This is a genomic window from Hydrogenophaga sp. T2, from assembly GCF_049843535.1.
GTDB classification, from domain to species: Bacteria; Pseudomonadota; Gammaproteobacteria; order Burkholderiales; family Burkholderiaceae_C; genus Hydrogenophaga; species Hydrogenophaga crocea.
This window is the reverse complement of the sequence record NZ_JBBHZJ010000009.1, coordinates 127,109-143,723: the sequence shown is the minus strand read 5'-3', so window position 1 is coordinate 143,723 and position 16,615 is coordinate 127,109. Positions and strand designations below refer to the sequence as shown.

Sequence of the window (16,615 nt, the reverse complement as noted above, 5' to 3'; positions counted from 1 at the left end):
TCGTCTGGGATCGGATGAAAGGGTTTCAGGAGCGGGCGGACACCCGCAGCCGGATCGGTTGGGGCATGTCGGCCGGTGCGCCCTCGCGCACCGGGGCCAGGTTGCGCAGGGCCAGCCGCAAGGCCTCGTCGAGCTCGGGCTGGGCGGCCGCGCCCACCAGCTCCACGCGCGTGACCGCGCCGCTGGCGCTCACCCACACGTTGACCACGCGCTGGTAGTCCTGCGCCTTGCGCAGCTTCTCGTCGCGCAGGATCGCCTCGGTGATGCGCTCGCGCACCAGCGCGCCGTACCAGGCGAAGCGGTCACCGCCACCGCCGCCGCCCACGGGGCCGATGCTGGCGCGGCCGTCACCGGGCGGCAGCCCGAAGGCATCGCCGCTGCCGTTGCCCGGCAGTGACGAGGTGGGCCCGGGCGGCTGCGCGTCGGGCGCTGGCGTGGGCGCGGGCGAGGCCGCGGGCTTGGGCACGTCGATCTTTTCCTGCTGCGGCGGCGGGGGGGGCGGCGGTGGAGTCTTGGGGGGAGGTGGCGGCGGGGGCGGCTTCACGAGCTCGATCTCCTGCACCGCGCGCTTGCGCGGGCCCTCGGCCGGCTTGGAAAACAGCTGGTAGAGCCAGACCACGAGCGCGATCGCCAACGCTGCCAGCAGCGCGACGAGCACCAGACGGGCGTACCGCTTGGGGGCTTCGGACATGAGGCACCCGCACGTTCAGCGCGCAGGGCGCTGCGTCACCAGGCCGATCTGGTTGAGCTCGATGCGCCCGAGCAGGTCCAGCACTTCGACCACCTTCTCGTACTGCACCGCCGAATCGCCCTTGACGATCACCGGGAAATCGGGCGTGTTGGCCTTGAACTGCAGCAGTCGCGCCTCGAGGTCGGCCAAGGTGGCCATGGGGTAGGCGTCGAGGTAGAGCGCGCCGGTGTTGGTGATGGTGATGGCGCGCGTGGACGGCTTGGCCAGGCTGGGCGTGTTGCTCGCGCGCGGCAGGTTCACCTGGATGCCCTGCACCGAGGCCGTGGTCATCAGGATGAAGATGACCAGCAGCACGTACGACAGGTCCAGCATGGGGGTGATGTTGATGTCGTCGTAGACGGCACCGTCTTCCTGGGCCTTGGCCATGTTCAGTCCCCGTAGGTTTCCGCCATGCGGGTCACGAACTCGTCCACGAACACCGTCATGTCGTTGGACAAGGTCTTGATCTTGGTCTGCAGGTAGTTGTAGCCAAACAGCGAGGGAATCGCGACGCCCAGGCCGGCCACCGTGGCCACCAGTGCGGCCGCGATGCCGGGCGCGATCGCGTTCACGTTCACGTCGCCGGCGGCGGCAATCGCCGCGAAGGTGATCATCACGCCCACCACCGTGCCCAGCAGGCCCAGGAAGGGCCCGCCCGAGATCGCGATGGTCAGCAACACCATGTTGCGGTCCAGCCGCGCGCGCTCGCGCGTCATCTGCGCGTCCAGCGCGGCGCGCACGGCGAGCATGGCGCGCTCGCTCACCGACGGCGCGCTCACGCCATCGGGGTGCACCACCGAGGCGCGCTCGTCGCCGAAATGAAAGCGCGACTTCAGCTCGCGCGCGCCGACCTCGTAGATGCGCATCAGCGGCGAGTGGCGGAACTGCACCTGCTGCGCGGTCAGCGCGTCGAGCCGGCTGGCGTGTTCGCGCGCGTCGGCGTCGAGCGTGCGCAGCTGCTCGCTGAGCCGCTGGAAGGCCTCGCTGAAGCGTGGGTTGCTCTTCTCCACGCGGGCCAGCAGCAGCGCCTTGGCCCAGATCACGTAGAGCGCCACGAACAGCATGAACACGCAGATGATGGTCACGACCCAGCCGTCCACCGTCAGGTTGTTCATGGTGGCCATGAAGTAGCCGGTGTGTTCGCCGCCGCCAGCGCTTTCCTCGGGGCCCTGGCGCACCAGGCGCGGCGCCATGCCCTGGCTGTCGGCCAGCACCGCCACCCAGGCCGGGCTGCGCGCCACCGTGGAGACCTGCACCTCGTCGAGTTCGCCCGTGAAGCCCGCGCCCAGCGTGAGCGCGGGCGCGCCCACGAAGGCCGCGTTCGCCGTGGCCACAGGCTGGCCGTTCACGAACAGCGTGAGCGCGTTGCCCCCCCAGCTCACAGCCACGTGGTGCCAGGCGTTGAGCGAGAGCGGCGCGGGGGCCGCGGCGCGCGCCGCACCGACCTGCGCCACCGGCGTGCCCTGCGCCAGCGCCAGGCTCAGGCTGCCGTAGGCCAGCAACTGGCCATCGGCCTGTTCGGGCTTGACCCACAGCGACAGCGTGAAGCCGCTGCCCGCGGCGAGCGAAGCCGCGCCGCTTTGCAGGCCGGCGCCGTTGGACAGCCGCGCCGCGCCGCCGACGAGGCCGGCCGGCACCGGCGTGAGCGCGCCGGCGCCGATGTGGTGGCCCGCCGCGGTGCTGTCCTGCGGCAGGCCCTGTTCCTCGTTCATCGACCACACCGCCCACTGCGCCTCGTCGTAGACCGGCAGCGCCTGCGCGGCGGGCGCGGCCTGGTGGCCGTGGTAGAGCCACACGTGCTGCGTGCTGTTGCCCGGCGCCAGGCGCGGCACGCGCACCCAGACGAAGGCCAGCTCGTTGACGCTGTCGAAGCGCTCGATGCGGTGGGCCAGCACGGTCTTGTCGTCTTCAGCGACGAAGCGCAGATCGCCGCCGTTGTCCTGCGCCGCGAGGAAGTCGAAACCGCCGGTGGACAGGCGCACCAGCACGGGCACGTCCACCACCTCGCTGCCGATGCCGGCGGCGGCGGTGTCCAGGGTGATCTTCTTGCGGGCGGACCAGTCGCCGTTCCACCAGGCGTGGGCGGACAGGGGCAGCGCGAGCACCAGCGCAAACAGGGCGAGAAAACGTTTCATGGTCGTGAGAACGAAGGCCGCGGTCGCGCGGCAAAACAGCGACGTTAAGAAGCGACGGCGGCGCGCTTGTGTCAGAAACGTGGCGTGAGCCGATCGGACTATCGAGGTCCGATCGGCCCCGCCACACGCGCTCATTCGCCGTAGCCCAGCACCTCGACGCGCACCACCGACGGGCGCAGCGCGCTCGCGAGTTCCTGCGCCGCCTTGGCCGATTCGGCCGCGGCCTGGTTGAGCGACTCGACCACGCGCGAGGCGTCGTCGCCGCCCGTGGTGGCGCCCGAGGCGGCGGCCGTCACGGCGCTCGTGTCGGCCACCGGCGTGCCGGTGCTGGTGCCGCTCACCGAGATGTTGTCGGCGCCGAGCACCACCTGCGCGGCGATGTTGAGGTTGCCCGCGCGGATGCCCGCGTCGCCCGCGTTGACCGTGCCCTTGGGCGCGATCAGGTCGACGTCGCCGGCCGGCGTGGCGCCCGATTGCAGCGCGCCGATGCCCGAGCCCGAGACCGCGCCCTGCAGCACCTGCGTCACGTTGCCCTGGGCGTCGATGGCGATCAGCGGCGGCGGCACGGCCGACGCGGTCTTCTTGCCGCGGCCGGCGTCGATGTCGCCTTCGCTCGACCACAGCAGCACGTCGCCGCCGCCCACCGTGAGCATGCGCGACTGGTTCACGAGCATGTCGCCGCGCGAGAAGCCGCGCAGATCGCCGGCCCCGGCCACCACCATGCCGAGCACGTTGCTGCCCACGTTGACCAGATCGGCCGGCGTGTTCGCCAGCCCGACCACCAGGTCGCCGCCCGGCACCAGCACGTCGATGCTGCCGCCGCGCTCGGTCTTCACGCGGCTGGCGAACAGGTCGACCTTGCCCTGGTAGCGCGTCTGGCCGGCCTGGCCGATGCCCGGAAACAGCAACTCGATCGTGTCGTAGCCGCGCTGGTAGTTGCCGGCGTAACCGCTGGCCGCGTCGTTCGAGTCGCGCCCGGTCTGGCGCAAGGCGGTGAACAGCATCTCGCGCACCTTCAGGCGCTGCTGCGCCACGTCGAGCGCGGCCACCGCCTGCACCGCGGCCCGCGCGTTGCCGGCCTGCAGCGTGGCGTCGCCCGTGAGCCAGCGCGCCTGCCACAGGCTGCTGTCGTCCACCGTGCCCGCATCGAGTTTCTGCAGCAGCCGCGTCACCGCGTTCTCGAGCTGCAGGCCCTGCGGGCCCACGCCCGCGGCCAGGCGCAGGTCGGCCCCGGCCTCGGGCAGGTTGGGGTTGTCGAGGTTGCCGCGCGAGCTGATGCCCGCCGACGTGCCGAGCGCGATGTCGCGGCCCGCCGTCACCTCGAGCGCGCCCGGTCCGGACAGCGCGATGCGCGCGCGCTCGCGGCGCTGGCTGCCCGAGAAGCGCAGGTCGCGCCCGGCCTCGATGCGCGAGGTCTGCGCGGCGTCGCTGTGCTGCGCCAGCACGCTCAGGTCCTGCACGTCGCGCCCGGCCTGCACCAGCACCGGCTTGGCGCTCTGGATGCCGCCGTAGAGCTGCTGCAGCGCCGGGTTGTAGAAACCCGCCACGTCGCCGTCGCGCGCGACCACCACCACCGGCGCCGCGTCGGCGCCGTGCACCGGCGTGGACGCGTGGTCGCTGGCGCGCGGCGCGTCGGGGTTCACGATCACGCCCGGCAGGCTCAGGTCGCCCGAGGCGGTGTTGACCAGCGCGGGTCGTGCCGCGGTCGGCACCACGCCGCTGCCCTGGTCGCTCAGCGTGACCAGGTTGTTGATCTTCACCGAGTCGGCGGCCAGCAGGGCCAGTTGCCCCTGGCGCGAGGGCGCGAGCAGCAGATCGCGCGAGTTGGTACCGACCGCGACGGAGCCCTGCAGCGCGGTCATCGACAGCTGCGGCGGCATCACGTAGGCCGCGTCGGCCACGCGCCGCCCTTCGAGCGTGGCCAGCGCGGGGTAGGCGCTTTCGAGCGCATCGCGCGAGGCGATCAGGCGCACGTCGCCCGCGATCGACTGCGCCTGCAGGCCGCTGTCGTCGCCATAGGTGGTGAACAGGCTGCGCGCGGGCTGCGTGAGGCCGATGCCGGTGACCAGGTTGGCCGGCGACTGCACCAGCGCCTGCGGGCTCAGCACCTGCTGCACGCTGAGGTCGCCGCCCGCCGTCACGCGGGCCCGGGCGTCGCCCAGCGCGATCACCGGCGCCAGCGGCGCCGCGCCGGTGAGCACGGCCGTGTCGCTGGCGCCCACGCTGCGGCCGGCGCGCACGTTGAGCGCGCCATCGCCGGCCAGCCAGGCGCCGCCGAGCACGTCGGCGCCGGCCTCGATGCGCACGTCGCCGCCACCGGTCACCGTGGTGGTGGCGGCCCCGGGCTGGGCGCCCACTGTGCGGCCCTGGGTGGGCGCGGACACCGCGAGGTCCTTGACCGTCTGGCCCGCGCGCACGCTCACGTCGCCGCCGCCGAGCGCGCCCACGCCCTGCTGGAAGCGGTCGAAGCGCACCCACCACGACGGCGTCTGCGTGAAGGCGCCGGTGCCCAGGTTGACCGCGCCCTGGCGGAACAGCCAGTCCGAGAACAGCTGGGTCGAGGGCTGGGCGGTGATGTTGCGCTGCGCCTGCAGGCTCAGGTCGCCGCCGTCCTGCGCGAAGACGGGCCGCAGCAGGTTGTTCGGGATCGCGTAGCCAGGCAGGCTGTCGGCCACGCGGCCCGCGGTGTAGATCACGCTGCCATTGCCCTGCAGCACGATGTCGCGTGCGGCGCGCACGTCGATGCTGCCCGTGCCCGTGCGCACCAGCTTGCCGCTGGCCAGCACCACGTCGGCATCGGCCGGGCGCAGCTGCAGCGGGTCGGCCGCGCTGGCGTCGGCGCCGGCCACGATGCGGTACGACCACGAGGGCGCCGCGCGCAGCACCGCCACCGAGGGCGCGTTGGGTGCACAGGTGGGCGTGGTGCAGGGCGTGGCCACGCTGAAGCCGTCGGAGAGGTTGTTGTTGAGGTTCACGTTGCCCTGCGCGCGCAGCGTGAGCACGCCCGGCTCGCCGCCCGCCTTGCTGGTGTCGAGGTTCCAGTCGGCAGCGAGCGTGATGGCGCCGGCCGAGCGCACCTCCACGCCATTGAGCACGTGCACCCGCGGGTCGCTGGCCAGCCCGAGCGCCGACTTGATGGCGCCGTGCGAGGCCGCGAACGCGGTGTTCTGGCTGTCCACGTCGCTTCGGCTGAGGGTGCTGCCGGTGCTCGCGCCGGTGGCGGTCAGCGTGGTCTTGCCCTCGTAGACCTTGACGGCCTCGATGTGAATCGCGGCGGCGTTGGCCACGGTGCCGTCCACGCGCGCCACGGCCACGCCGGTGCCGGCGCCCGCGCCCGTGCCCGCGGCGCCGCCCGTGCCCGTGCGGTGGGCGCGCAACTGCAGCGTGCCGCCGCGGCCGCCCTGCCCGCCCGCGAGGTCCACGCGGCTGCCGCCCTGCAGCGTAACCGTGCCCTCGCGCGAGCCCAGCAGCACCTGGCCGCCGTTCTCGCCCGCGGCGCTGGCGCGCGCCTGAACCAGCGCCTGTCCGCCGAGCGTGAGGTCCTGCCCGGCCAGCACGCCGATGCGCCCGGCCTGTGCGCCCGAGGCATCGAGCGTGCCGTTGACCGCGACGCGGCCCGCGTCGGCCGCGAGCGCAATCTCGTGCGCGCGCACGGTGTCGCCCTGCGCCACCACCAGATCGCCGGTGCGCGCGCGCACGCTGCGCGCGCCGCTGGCGCCGCCCGCCTCCAGCACCGCGTTGAGGTCGGAGAAGTTGTCCACCCGCCCGGCATCGATCGCCACGCGCGCGCCTTCGCCCGCGCCCGCGGTGCCGGCCGCCACGCTGCCGGCGGCCAGCGACACGGTGCCGGCCACCGCGTCGATCTGCAGCCGCCCGCCATCGGCGTCGGCGGGCGCGGAGATGTCGATGCGCGCGCCCGGCTGCACGCGCACGTTGCCGGCCTTGGCCGTGAGCTGCACCGCGCCGCCGGGCGACACCGCGCTGGCGTCGCCGAAGGCCAGGCGGCGGCCCGCCACGTCCACGCGCGCGTTCGGCCCGAGCTCGAGTTCGCCGCTGTCCGCCGTGATGGCCAGCTGGCCCGAAGGCAGGCTGGCCAGGGTGTCGAAGCGCACCGACGGGCCTTGCAGCGACACGCGCCCGCCCAGCGCCTGCGACCCGGGCAGGGCCGCGGCCGGCGCGTGTTGCGTGACGGCCATGGCGCCGCTGCTGGACAGCGCGAGGTCGGCGCCCTTGTCGGCGGCGATGCGCGCGGTCGACACGGCCAGCGTGCCGTCGACGGCCAGGGCGGCCTTGCCGCGCGCCAGCACCTCGTCGGCGCGCACGCTCACGCCCTGGGCGAAGCCGGCCACGGCCACCTGGCCGCGGTTGTCGGTGGTCTGGCCCGCGGGCAGGGGCTGGGGCGTGGCCGTGCCCAGCACCAGTTGCTCGGCCTCGACGCGCAAGGCACCGCTGCCGCTCGCCGTGGCGCCGGCCGCCACCGGCGCGCCGGGGTTGGCCAGGGTGAGCGAGCGGGCGCGCAGCGTGGCGGTCTGGCCGTCGTTGTTCACGCCGCGAATGGCCCCGCCCTGCAGCCGCAGCGCCCCCAGCGTGGCGCGGCCCTGGGCATCGGCCTGGCCCACGGTGACGCCGCCGTGGAAGTCGAAGCTGCTGTAGCTCGTGAGGGTGAGCGAGGCCAGGTCCGCGAAGTCGTCGAGCGCGCTTTGCGAGTAGGTGATGCCGCTGGTGCCGGCCGGCACCGCGCCGAAGTTGAAGCGCGAAGCGCCCTGGGCGAAGTGGCCCTTGGTGCGCTGGCCGCCGCTTTCGAAACGCAGCTGGCCGCCGAAGGCGTTGTCGCGCGTCGCATCGAGCACGATGGCGCTGGACGCGCGCACCGTGGCGCCGCTGGCCGCGCTCAGCACACCGGTGCTGCCGTCGGGTCTGCCGGTGCGCTCGAAGCCGGCGTCGAAGGACGCGGCGCGCACGAAGGCGCCGTTGCCGTCGACCTGCACCGCCTCGCGCGCGCGCTGCGCGCCCTGGCCTTCGACCACGCTGCCGTCCTGCAGCTCGATCCGGTCACGCGCGCTGAGCATCACTTCGTCGGCGCTCAGCGCGTGGCCGGCGTCGTTGGCCAGCGTGACCCGGTTGGCCTGGGTGCGCACCGTGGTCACCGCCTGGCCGTTGGCGCTCGCGGTGCTGCGCACGCCGCCGATGAGGATGCTGTCCGCGCCCATGGCCGCGATCTGCGCGGTGTCGATCACCGTGGCGCCCGCCGGGGCCGTGGCGCCGCCGCCCACGATGGCGAGGTCGGGCGCGGCGATGTCCAGCGCCAAGCCGCGCCCGTCGCCGACCGCGCGGCCCGAGACCTGCGCGCCCAGCGCGATCGCGCCAGCCCCGGCCTGCGTGGCCTGCACCGACAGCAGGCCCGCGTCCTGCGGACGGCTGCCGCTCGCGAAGAACGACGAGGCGCGCGCCACGGTGAATTCGGCGCGCTCGCGCACCTGATCGCCGCTGAGCAACTGGATGCCCTGCCACTGCGACGACCGCGTGGCGTTGGCGCGCGTGTCGGTGAAGTAGCCCGCGGCCACACGGATGCCGTCCTCGCGCGTGTAGGCCTGGCCCGGCAGCACCGCGCCGGCGCGGTTGTCCAGCCGCACCGCGTAGGCGCCGGGCAGCAGGGCATAGTGGCCCGGCAGCAGCGTGTAGACACCGTCGGCCAGGCCCGGCACGCCCGAGAGGTAGACCGCATCGCCCACCGCGCGGTCGAAGCCGCGGGCCTCCTGCGCGTCGACCGGCGCGGTGCCGCCCCGGTAGCCGGGCAGGATAGCGTAGGTGCCCGCGGCCGCGAGCACGTCGCTCGAACCGCCCGGCCCCACGGTGACCTCGTAGGCCTGCAGGTCGCCGCCGCCCGAGAGGTCGATGCGCGCGCCCTGCTTGAGCTTGACCGTGCCGCCGCTGGCGCGCACGGCCTTGCCTTCGAGGCCGGCCACCGCGATCTGGCCCGCGGGCACGCGCGTGCTGTCCACGTCGTACACCCAGTCGCGGCCGTTGACCAATTTGCCGAAGGGCAGCACGCTGCCCGGCGTGGCCGCCACCGAGGTCAGGCTGCCGGGCTCGAAGGACAGCGCGCCCGTGGCCTGCAGGTCGATGCTGCCCAGCGGCGCCCACAGCACGCCGGCCTGGGTGATGTCGGCGGCCTTGAGCGTGAGCCGGCCCTGGGCCGACAGCGGCTGCGCCGGCGCCGCGCCCGGGGATTCGATGCGCAGGCGGCGCCCGTCGGCCTGCACCGTGAAGTCGCTGAAGGTCGAGGGCGACACGGTGGCGGCGCTGAGCGTGAGATCGCCCGAGCTCGTGAGCGCGCCTGCGGGGCGCGTGCTGCCATTGCTCAGCCCCGACAGCGTGAGGCTGTCGCGGGCCTCGAGCCGCGCCGCGCCCATGCCCTCGAACTGCAGCTTGCCCGCCACCTCGATCTGCCCGGCCTGCACCTGCAGCGAACCCGCGGTCTGCGCGCTGCCGCTGGCGGCCACGCGGCCGGTGTCGAAGTTGCCCAGGCGCACCGTCTCGGCCTGCACCCGCGCGCTGCCGTTGTCGGTGCGGATGCGGGCCGCGTCGAGCGTGAGCTCGCGCAGGGGCCGCGCGCGGCCTTCGCCCAGCGCCAGGCCGTCGCCCAGCGCGATGCCGTCGCGGCTGCTCAGGCGGATGCGGTCGAAGCCCGCCTGCTCCAGCGCCTGCGCGCTCAGCGTGGCGCGCGTGCTCGACGCATTGGAAATGGCCGAGGCCGGCGTGAGGCCCGCGGTCTGCGGCGCCACGCTGTCGTCCAAGCGCAGCGTGATGGGCGGCTGCGGCGGCGAACCCGCGGGCTGCTGCACGTACTGGCTGAGCGTGAATTCGAAGGTGCCGGCCCGATCGCTCGCTGTGCCGCCCTGCGCGAGCAGGCGCCCGTCGAGCAGCGCGCCCTCTTCGGCGCGGATGCGCACCGTGCCGCCGTCGGTGCCCAGCGTGCGCCCCACGCCGCCGGCCTCGTTGGGCAGGTCCAGGGTCTGCGGCGCAGCGCCCGAGACGTCGATCGTGGCGCCCTGCTGCGTGACCACGTAGCCCGACCTGGCGAGCAGCTCCACCGTGCCGCCGTCGAAGCGGCGCGCCTGCCGCGCGCCGCTCGCATCGGTGTAGCCCACGAAGGTGCCCGACGCGTCGAGCACGGCCCGGGCACCGAGGAAGATCGGATTCACGTTGCCCGGCGTGTTGGCCTGGCCCGTGCTGCGGTCGAGCGTGGCGCTGATGCGCCCGCCCTGCGCGCGCACGGTGCCGTCGATGACGATGGCGTCGCGCGCCGACAGCGTGACGGTGGCGCCCGGATCGGCCTCGATGCGCGCGCCCGCGTTGACCACCACCGTGCCCACGCCGAGTTCGCTCTGCCCCGCCGCGAGACCCAGGTTCACCGCGCGGCGCTGCTCGTCGCTGCGCGTGACCACCGACGACACCTCGGCCATGGCCGTGCCGCTCGCGCGCGCCGGGGCGTTGGCGTCGAGCACGCGGTTCTGCAGGCGCGGCGCCACGGTGGTGTCGGCCGCCACCTCGACGCGTTCGATGCCGTTGAGCTGGACCGTGCCGAAGCCGCCGCGCGACAGCAGCGCCGGGTCGAGGTTGAGCGTGCCGGCGGTGGCCGCTGCCGCGCCGCCCACCTGGATGCGCTGGCTGCCCAGCGTGAGCGAGCCGCCGCGGTCGGCCCCGTACGCCTGCGCGGTGTCGCCCGTGAAGCCCTGCACCGTGTGGCCCGCGATCGTCACGGCGCCGGCCGCGCCCTGCTGCACGCTGCCGTCGGCCGCGAGCGCGGCGCCCGCGCTCGCGTCCAGCCGCACGCCCTGCCCCAGCAGCACCTGGCCGCGCGAAGCCTGCACCGTGCCGTTGGCCTGGCTTTCCGCGCGCAGCTGGATGCTGCCGCCGTCGAGCGCGACCGCGGCCTGCCGGTCGCCCGGCGCGCTGGCGCGCGCGTTGGTGAACACGCCCTCGGTCTGGATGCGCACCCCGTCGGCCAGGCGCAGCACCGGGTCGGGCACCGCGCCCGAGGCCGACACCGGCATGGTGCCCGCCGTGTTGCGCGCGAGCAGGTTCACCGAACCGCCGCGCGCCGTGATGTCGGCCTGCACGTCGACCGAGGCCCCGGTGAGCGACACCGAACCGCCCTGCGGCGTGCGCAGCGCATCGCGCACCACCACCGCCTGGTTGGACAGCACGCGCAGGTTGGCCACCTTGCCTTCACCGACCAGGCCGCTGTCCAGGTTGAGCTGGCGCGCCTGCTCGTCGGGCAGGGCGTCGCCCACCTGATAACCGTCGGGCAGGCGCGCCAGGCCCTGCCCGATCACGACCTGCTGGTTGATCTTGAAGTCGCGCGTGGGCAAGGCCAGCGTGCTCACCGCGTTGCGCGCGGCGCTGAGGTCGTCGTAGCCCAGCGTGAGCGTGGCGCCCCGCGGCAGCGTGCCCGCGCGCTGCTGCAGGCTGCCCGCGGTGGTGCGGCCCTGCACCTGGCCCTGCATCACCGTGGCCTTCATGCCGAAGACCTGCACCCCGCCCGCGGCTTTGCCTTCCACATAGCCCGCGTTGTACTGCCAGGTGCTGGGCAGCTCGATGGTCTCCTTGACGTTCCAGCGCCCGTGGTCCACCACGTACTGGTTGGCGATGCCGCTGTAGGCCACGTCGGCGCGCGCGTCGGCGAGCTCGGTGAGCTTGCCGTCCTTCACGAGCAGCGAGGTCTTCACCACGCCCGGCGTGTAGGTGACCTTGCCGCCCGACACGTCGAGCGTGGCGCCGCTCTTCACGACCGCCTGGCCCTGGCTGAAGAGCTCGATCTGGCCGCCCTGGGTCGAACGCTCCGAGACCGTTCGCTCCAGGCGCGCGGCGTAGGCGGCCAGGCTGTCTTCGGCGATCAGCGTGGGCAGGCCGGCCTCGGCGTTGGCGAGCGCGCGCGTCACGTCCACGTAGGCGGTGCGCCCGCGCAGCGGGCCGTTGCGGTTGATGGGCGAGTCCTTGAGCTCGTCGCCGCGCAGTTCGACGGCCACGCTGTTGCGCGCCACCGAAACCTGCACGTCGTCCAGGCCCGAGACGTCGATGCGCGCGCCGTCGGCGATGTGCAGGCTGGCCGATGACGAGGCGGGCACGCCGCCCTCGACGAGCTGGCTCGCGGCGCCTGGCGCGTCGAGCGCGGTCAGCGTGACGCGGCCGGCGCGCGCGGTGATGGCGGCCCCGCCTTCCATGCGCACGTCGTGCCCCGTCACCGCCACCACCGAGGGGCGGTCGAGGCCGCTGCCGCCGAGCTGCGGGTTGTCGGTGGAGGTGAGCGGCTTGGGCTGCCCGGTCGCGGCGTCGATCGTGGTCTGTTCGTCGATGGTGACCTCGGTGCGGCTGTCCGCGCCAAGCACCACGCGGCCGCCGCGTTGCGCGCCGTTGGCCAGGCGCTGGCCGTTCGCGTCGATGGCGCGATCGGCCGCCACCAGGTACACCGAGCCGTTGGCCACCACCGAGGTCGAGGCCCGCGCGATGCCCGACTGGTTCACCGACAGGCCGATCATGGTCACGTTACCGCGGTCCGAGGCCAGGGTGCCGCGGTTGGTCACCGCGCCCAGCTTGTCCTCGGCGGCGTTGGTGAGCGCCACCGCGCGACCGTCGAGCACGCCGTCGCGCACGCTGGTGTTGGCCACGTCCAGGACGGTGGCGGCCGCGGGCGTGTCGATCTCCACCAGCAGGCCGCGCACGTTGCTGTCGGCGCCCGCGCTGCTCAGGTAGACCTTGCTCGCGGCCGCGGCGATCACCTGGCCATCGGGGGCCTTGACCTCGCCGCGGTTGACCACCGTGGGAGCCAGCAGCATCACGCGGCCGAAGTTGCCGGCGCTGATCTGCGCGCCTTCGAAGACCTTGATGAAACCGGTGTCGCCCTGGAACTGGGCCACGCCGTCGCCGGGCACGAAGGACTCGGTGATGAAGCGGTCGGCGATGTTGAGCGAGCTCGCCGTAAAGCTGTTGAGGTTGACCTGCGAGCCGCCCATGAAGGCGATGCCGTTGGTGTTGACCATGATCACGTTGGCCTTTTGCCCCGGGGCCTGGCCGATGCTGCCGGCGATCACGCTGGGGTTGATGTCCCAGATGCGGTTGAGCGTGGTGAAGCTCGCGCCCGGCACCAGCTGGTTGCCCGCGAGGTCCTGCACCTGGCGGAACTGCACGCTGTGGCCCGCGCCCACGTTGAAGCTCTGCCAGTTCAGGATCGCCTTGTTGCCCACCTGGTTCACGAAGGCCTGGTTGCCCAGCGTCTGGTAGGCCGCCTGCCCCGAGGTCACGAACGAGGGCATGCCCACGCCCGCGCTGGGCACGGGCAGGTTCTGCGCGTGCGCGGTGGCCGTGAGCAGCAGCGCGCCCGCGAGCGCCGCGCCCGCGGCGCGTGCACCGCTGGCGGCCTTGCCCTGGGCGCGCGCGCATTCGGCCACGGCCACGAGGGCGCCGAGGTGGCGGCTGAAGACGATGCGGTAGCGTTGGCGGTTCATGGCGGGGTTCTCCTCGGGGCGGTGATCGGCAAGGTTGGGGGTGCGGCGGCGCGGCGCGGCCTCACCACTCGTAGGCGAGGCTGAAGTGCAGGCGCTGCTCGCCGCGCGCGGTGCTGCCCAGGGCCTTGAGCGGGTAGGCCCACCACAGGGCCGCCTGCAGGCCGTTCGGCCCGCGCGCGCGAACGCCCAGGCCCAGGCTGGCCAGGGTGTACTTGCGGGTTTCGGTGATGGGGTCGATCACGCGCACGTGGCCCGCGTCCACGAAGGCCAGCGCACGCAGTTCGCTGAAGGTGTCGGCCAGCGAAGGCCAGCGCCTGGCCAGGTTGGGGCTGCGGCCCTCCACGCTCAGCGCCAGGCCGAGCTCGCCCAGTGCGGCCGACTCGTAGTAGCCGCGCACCGTGTCCAGGCCGCCGATGGCGAACTGCTCGTTGGAGATCAGCGCCTGGTCGGCCCACTGGCCGCTCGCGCGCCAGTCGATGCCCCAATCGCCGGCCAGCGTGCGTTCCTGCGAGGCATGGCCGCGCAGGTACATGTACGAAGGCCGGCCCATGAAGCGCTTGTCGGCGAACTCCTGTTCGCTTGCACCGAGGCCGCTGGTGTGGAAGTTGAACGACAGGCCCGCGCGCGTGGTGCGCTGCGCGGTGAGCCAGGTGCCGTCCCAGCCGATGCTCAAGGGCGTGTAGGCGATGGGCGTGTTGAAGCCGCCGCTGCCAATCAGGTTGACCGACTGGTCGAAGTCCTTGTGGTCGATGCCGAAGCTGGCGTTGTGGAAGAAACCGTCGCTGCCCGGCAGCGGGCGGATGTAGCGCAGGCCGAAGATGTCGCCGCGGCCCACCACGTTGAGCGCGCCCACGGCCGACACGTCGGAGTCGGAGCGGATGCCGTATAGCGCGAGGAGGCCGCCGCTTTGCAGGGGCAGCGTGTAGTTGAGCGAGAACACCCGGCTCTCGCTGGGCTTCTCGGGCGCGGTCTGCACCGTGAGGCCGATGCTGTGCTGGCGGCCCCAGAGGTTGTCCCAACGCAGGTTGGCGCTGGCGCGCGTGCGCGTGGTGTCGGGGCTGTAGCGGTCGTTGAGCTCCAAGCTGCCGTGGAAGGGGAAGCGGTCCTGCACCTTCAGGTCCACCTCCACCGTGCCCGGCGTCTTGCCGGGGCGCAGCACCGGGGTCACGCGGCGGTCGGGGCTGCGGTTGAGGGCCGTCAGTTCGGCCTGCACGTCCTGGAAGTTGGGCACCTGCCCCTCCTGCATCGAGGGCGCGGCGGCCTTGATGTCTTCGGGGCTGTAGAAGCGCGCATCGGTCACGCGCAGCCGGTCCACCGGCGCTTCGGTGACCTGCAGGCGCACCACACCGCCGTCCACGCGTTGCTGCGGAATGCTCACCAGCACCGTGAGGTAGCCGGCGCCGTGGTAAGCCTTCTCGAGCGCTTCGCGCGCCTTCTCCACGTCGGCCAGCGTCTTGCTCTCGCCCATGTGCGCGTACACCGCGCGTTCGATGGTGATCGCCGGCAGCAGGCTAGTGCCTTCGACGCGGTACTCGAAGACGTCGAAGCGCGCGTCCTGCGCCTGCACCGACGCGCACAGCGCCAGCAGCAGGCCACCGGTGGCGCGCCGCCAGGCGCGCGGAAAAACAGCAGGCATCAGAAACCCCAGCCCAGGAAGACAAACACCATCTGCCGTTGCCGGCAGATGGTTGGAGGATGGTCCGGCCCGATCCGGGCCCGCGGGGGCCCGGACGGCCTGTTCAACCGAGGCTTACTCGGTCAGGCTCTGCGGCGCGCAGAAGTTGCCGGCGCGCGTGCCCTTGGCCACTTGCGTGGGGAAGGCCGTGTAGGTGTTGGCGCCGGCCGGCGAGATGAAGATGCCGCGCGTGTTCAGCACCGAAGGCGTGGAGAAGGCGGTCTTCAGGGCGCTGAAGAAGCCGGCGAACGGGCTGTTCGTGGGGTACAGCAGTTCGAACTCGGGCGCCAGGTCGTAGCGGCCCTGCACCACGGTGCGGCGCTGGTCGTTGTCCACGGTCCAGCCGCCGGCGGCGGTGGACTCGTAGGCGTTGGGCGACACGCCGTCGAGCTTGATCAGCTTCCAGCCGGCGGCCGGGGCGTTCTCCAGCGAGATGAAGCCGATGGCGTACTTGCCCAGGCTGTCGGCCACGTTGTTGGGGTTGTTGCCGCTGTTGCGACGGATCACGCAGTTGCGCGCATCGCCGGTGCCCGAGCCTTCGAACAGGCCGAACTGGCCGCCGAAGTCGTCGTAGTTGCCCGACACGGTCGCGCCGGCCACGCCGTTGGTCCAGCTCACGGCGGTGCCGCCGCTGAAGTCCACGGTCTTGGGCGGGATGGCGCCGAACGTGGGGTTGCCGTTGCCGCAGGGGTTGTTCAGGAAGTAGGCGTTCGACGCGGCCTGGGTGCCCGAGGTCTCGACGCGGCGGCACAGGTTGATCGGGTCGTTCGTGCCCGTGAGCGCGGCGTTGAAGGCGTAGTTGAAGGCGTCACCGCGCACCACGGCGGTGTACTCGGCCTTGGAGATGCTGGGCTGGCACGCGCCGGCCGTGAAGTCGCCCACGGTGCAGGTCGAGGGCAGGCGGCCGGCGGCCTTCTGCTGCGTCTGCATGGCCTTGTAGAGCTCTTCGCTGACCATGATGCCGAAGCCCTGGCCGGCAAAGCCGGTTTCGAGCGTGATGCCGGTGGGCACGGGCACCGGCTGGCTCAGCGCACCGGTGTTGCTCAGGCCGCGCCAGATGGCGGTTTCAACGTCGGACAGGCCGCCGTTGGGCACGATGGCGGTGGTGGTGTCACGCGCGCAGTTCAGGGCCACGTCGTCGCAGTTGCCCACGTTGGCCCAGGTGGTCAGGGCGCTGCCCTTGATCACCGGACCGACGCCGTCGAAGGAGCCGTTGGTGTCGCGCTTGACCACGGCGAAGGGCGCGTTGAAGACGCCCGCGGCCGGGCCGGCCGACGAGGTGGTGCAGACGAACACGCGGCCGTCGCTGGTGCTGCCGCCCACGCTGAGCGTGCGCACGTTGGCGACGCCGCCCTGGCAGAGCGCACCCACGGCGCTGGCCAGCGAGCCGGTGAGGGCCGAGGCGCCCGAGATGTACACGGTGCGCGCGGCGGTGACGTTGTAGAGCGCCTGCAGCGAGCCGGTGGCGGCGAAGGCGGGAGCGGCGGCCGCCAGGCTGGCGATCGCGGCGATGTGCTTGAGCTTCATGAGAAACCTCTGGATGAAAGACGGGGATGGGGTGTCAGGC

Annotated in this window: 6 protein-coding genes; all 6 read right to left on the bottom strand. The window is 73.1% G+C overall.

The features are described from left to right. Window positions 1-25: 25 nt before the first annotated feature. Window positions 26-691 carry an energy transducer TonB family protein gene (locus WDZ95_RS19510; RefSeq protein ID WP_425780912.1) on the bottom strand — a complete coding sequence of 222 codons (666 nt, stop codon included), beginning with the start codon at window positions 689-691 and terminating at the stop codon, window positions 26-28. A 15-nt stretch (window positions 692-706) separates the two neighbouring features. Continuing rightward, the gene (locus WDZ95_RS19505; RefSeq protein ID WP_425780911.1) at window positions 707-1,117 is read right to left on the bottom strand and encodes an ExbD/TolR family protein; all 411 of its coding nucleotides are present in this window, start codon (window positions 1,115-1,117) and stop codon (window positions 707-709) included. A 2-nt stretch (window positions 1,118-1,119) separates the two neighbouring features. Continuing rightward, complete coding sequence (locus WDZ95_RS19500) at window positions 1,120-2,865, bottom strand: DUF2341 domain-containing protein (protein WP_425780909.1); 1,746 nt, start codon at window positions 2,863-2,865, stop codon at window positions 1,120-1,122. Window positions 2,866-2,996: 131 nt separating this feature from the next. After that, complete coding sequence (locus WDZ95_RS19495; RefSeq protein WP_425780907.1) at window positions 2,997-13,373, bottom strand: filamentous haemagglutinin family protein; 10,377 nt, start codon at window positions 13,371-13,373, stop codon at window positions 2,997-2,999. 61 nt (window positions 13,374-13,434) lie between these two features. After that, window positions 13,435-15,009: a ShlB/FhaC/HecB family hemolysin secretion/activation protein gene (locus WDZ95_RS19490; RefSeq protein WP_425780905.1), complete on the bottom strand. Its 1,575-nt coding sequence runs from the start codon at window positions 15,007-15,009 to the stop codon at window positions 13,435-13,437. A 114-nt stretch (window positions 15,010-15,123) separates the two neighbouring features. Beyond that, the gene (locus WDZ95_RS19485; protein WP_425780903.1) at window positions 15,124-16,575 is read right to left on the bottom strand and encodes a hypothetical protein; all 1,452 of its coding nucleotides are present in this window, start codon (window positions 16,573-16,575) and stop codon (window positions 15,124-15,126) included. Window positions 16,576-16,615 lie beyond the last annotated feature (40 nt).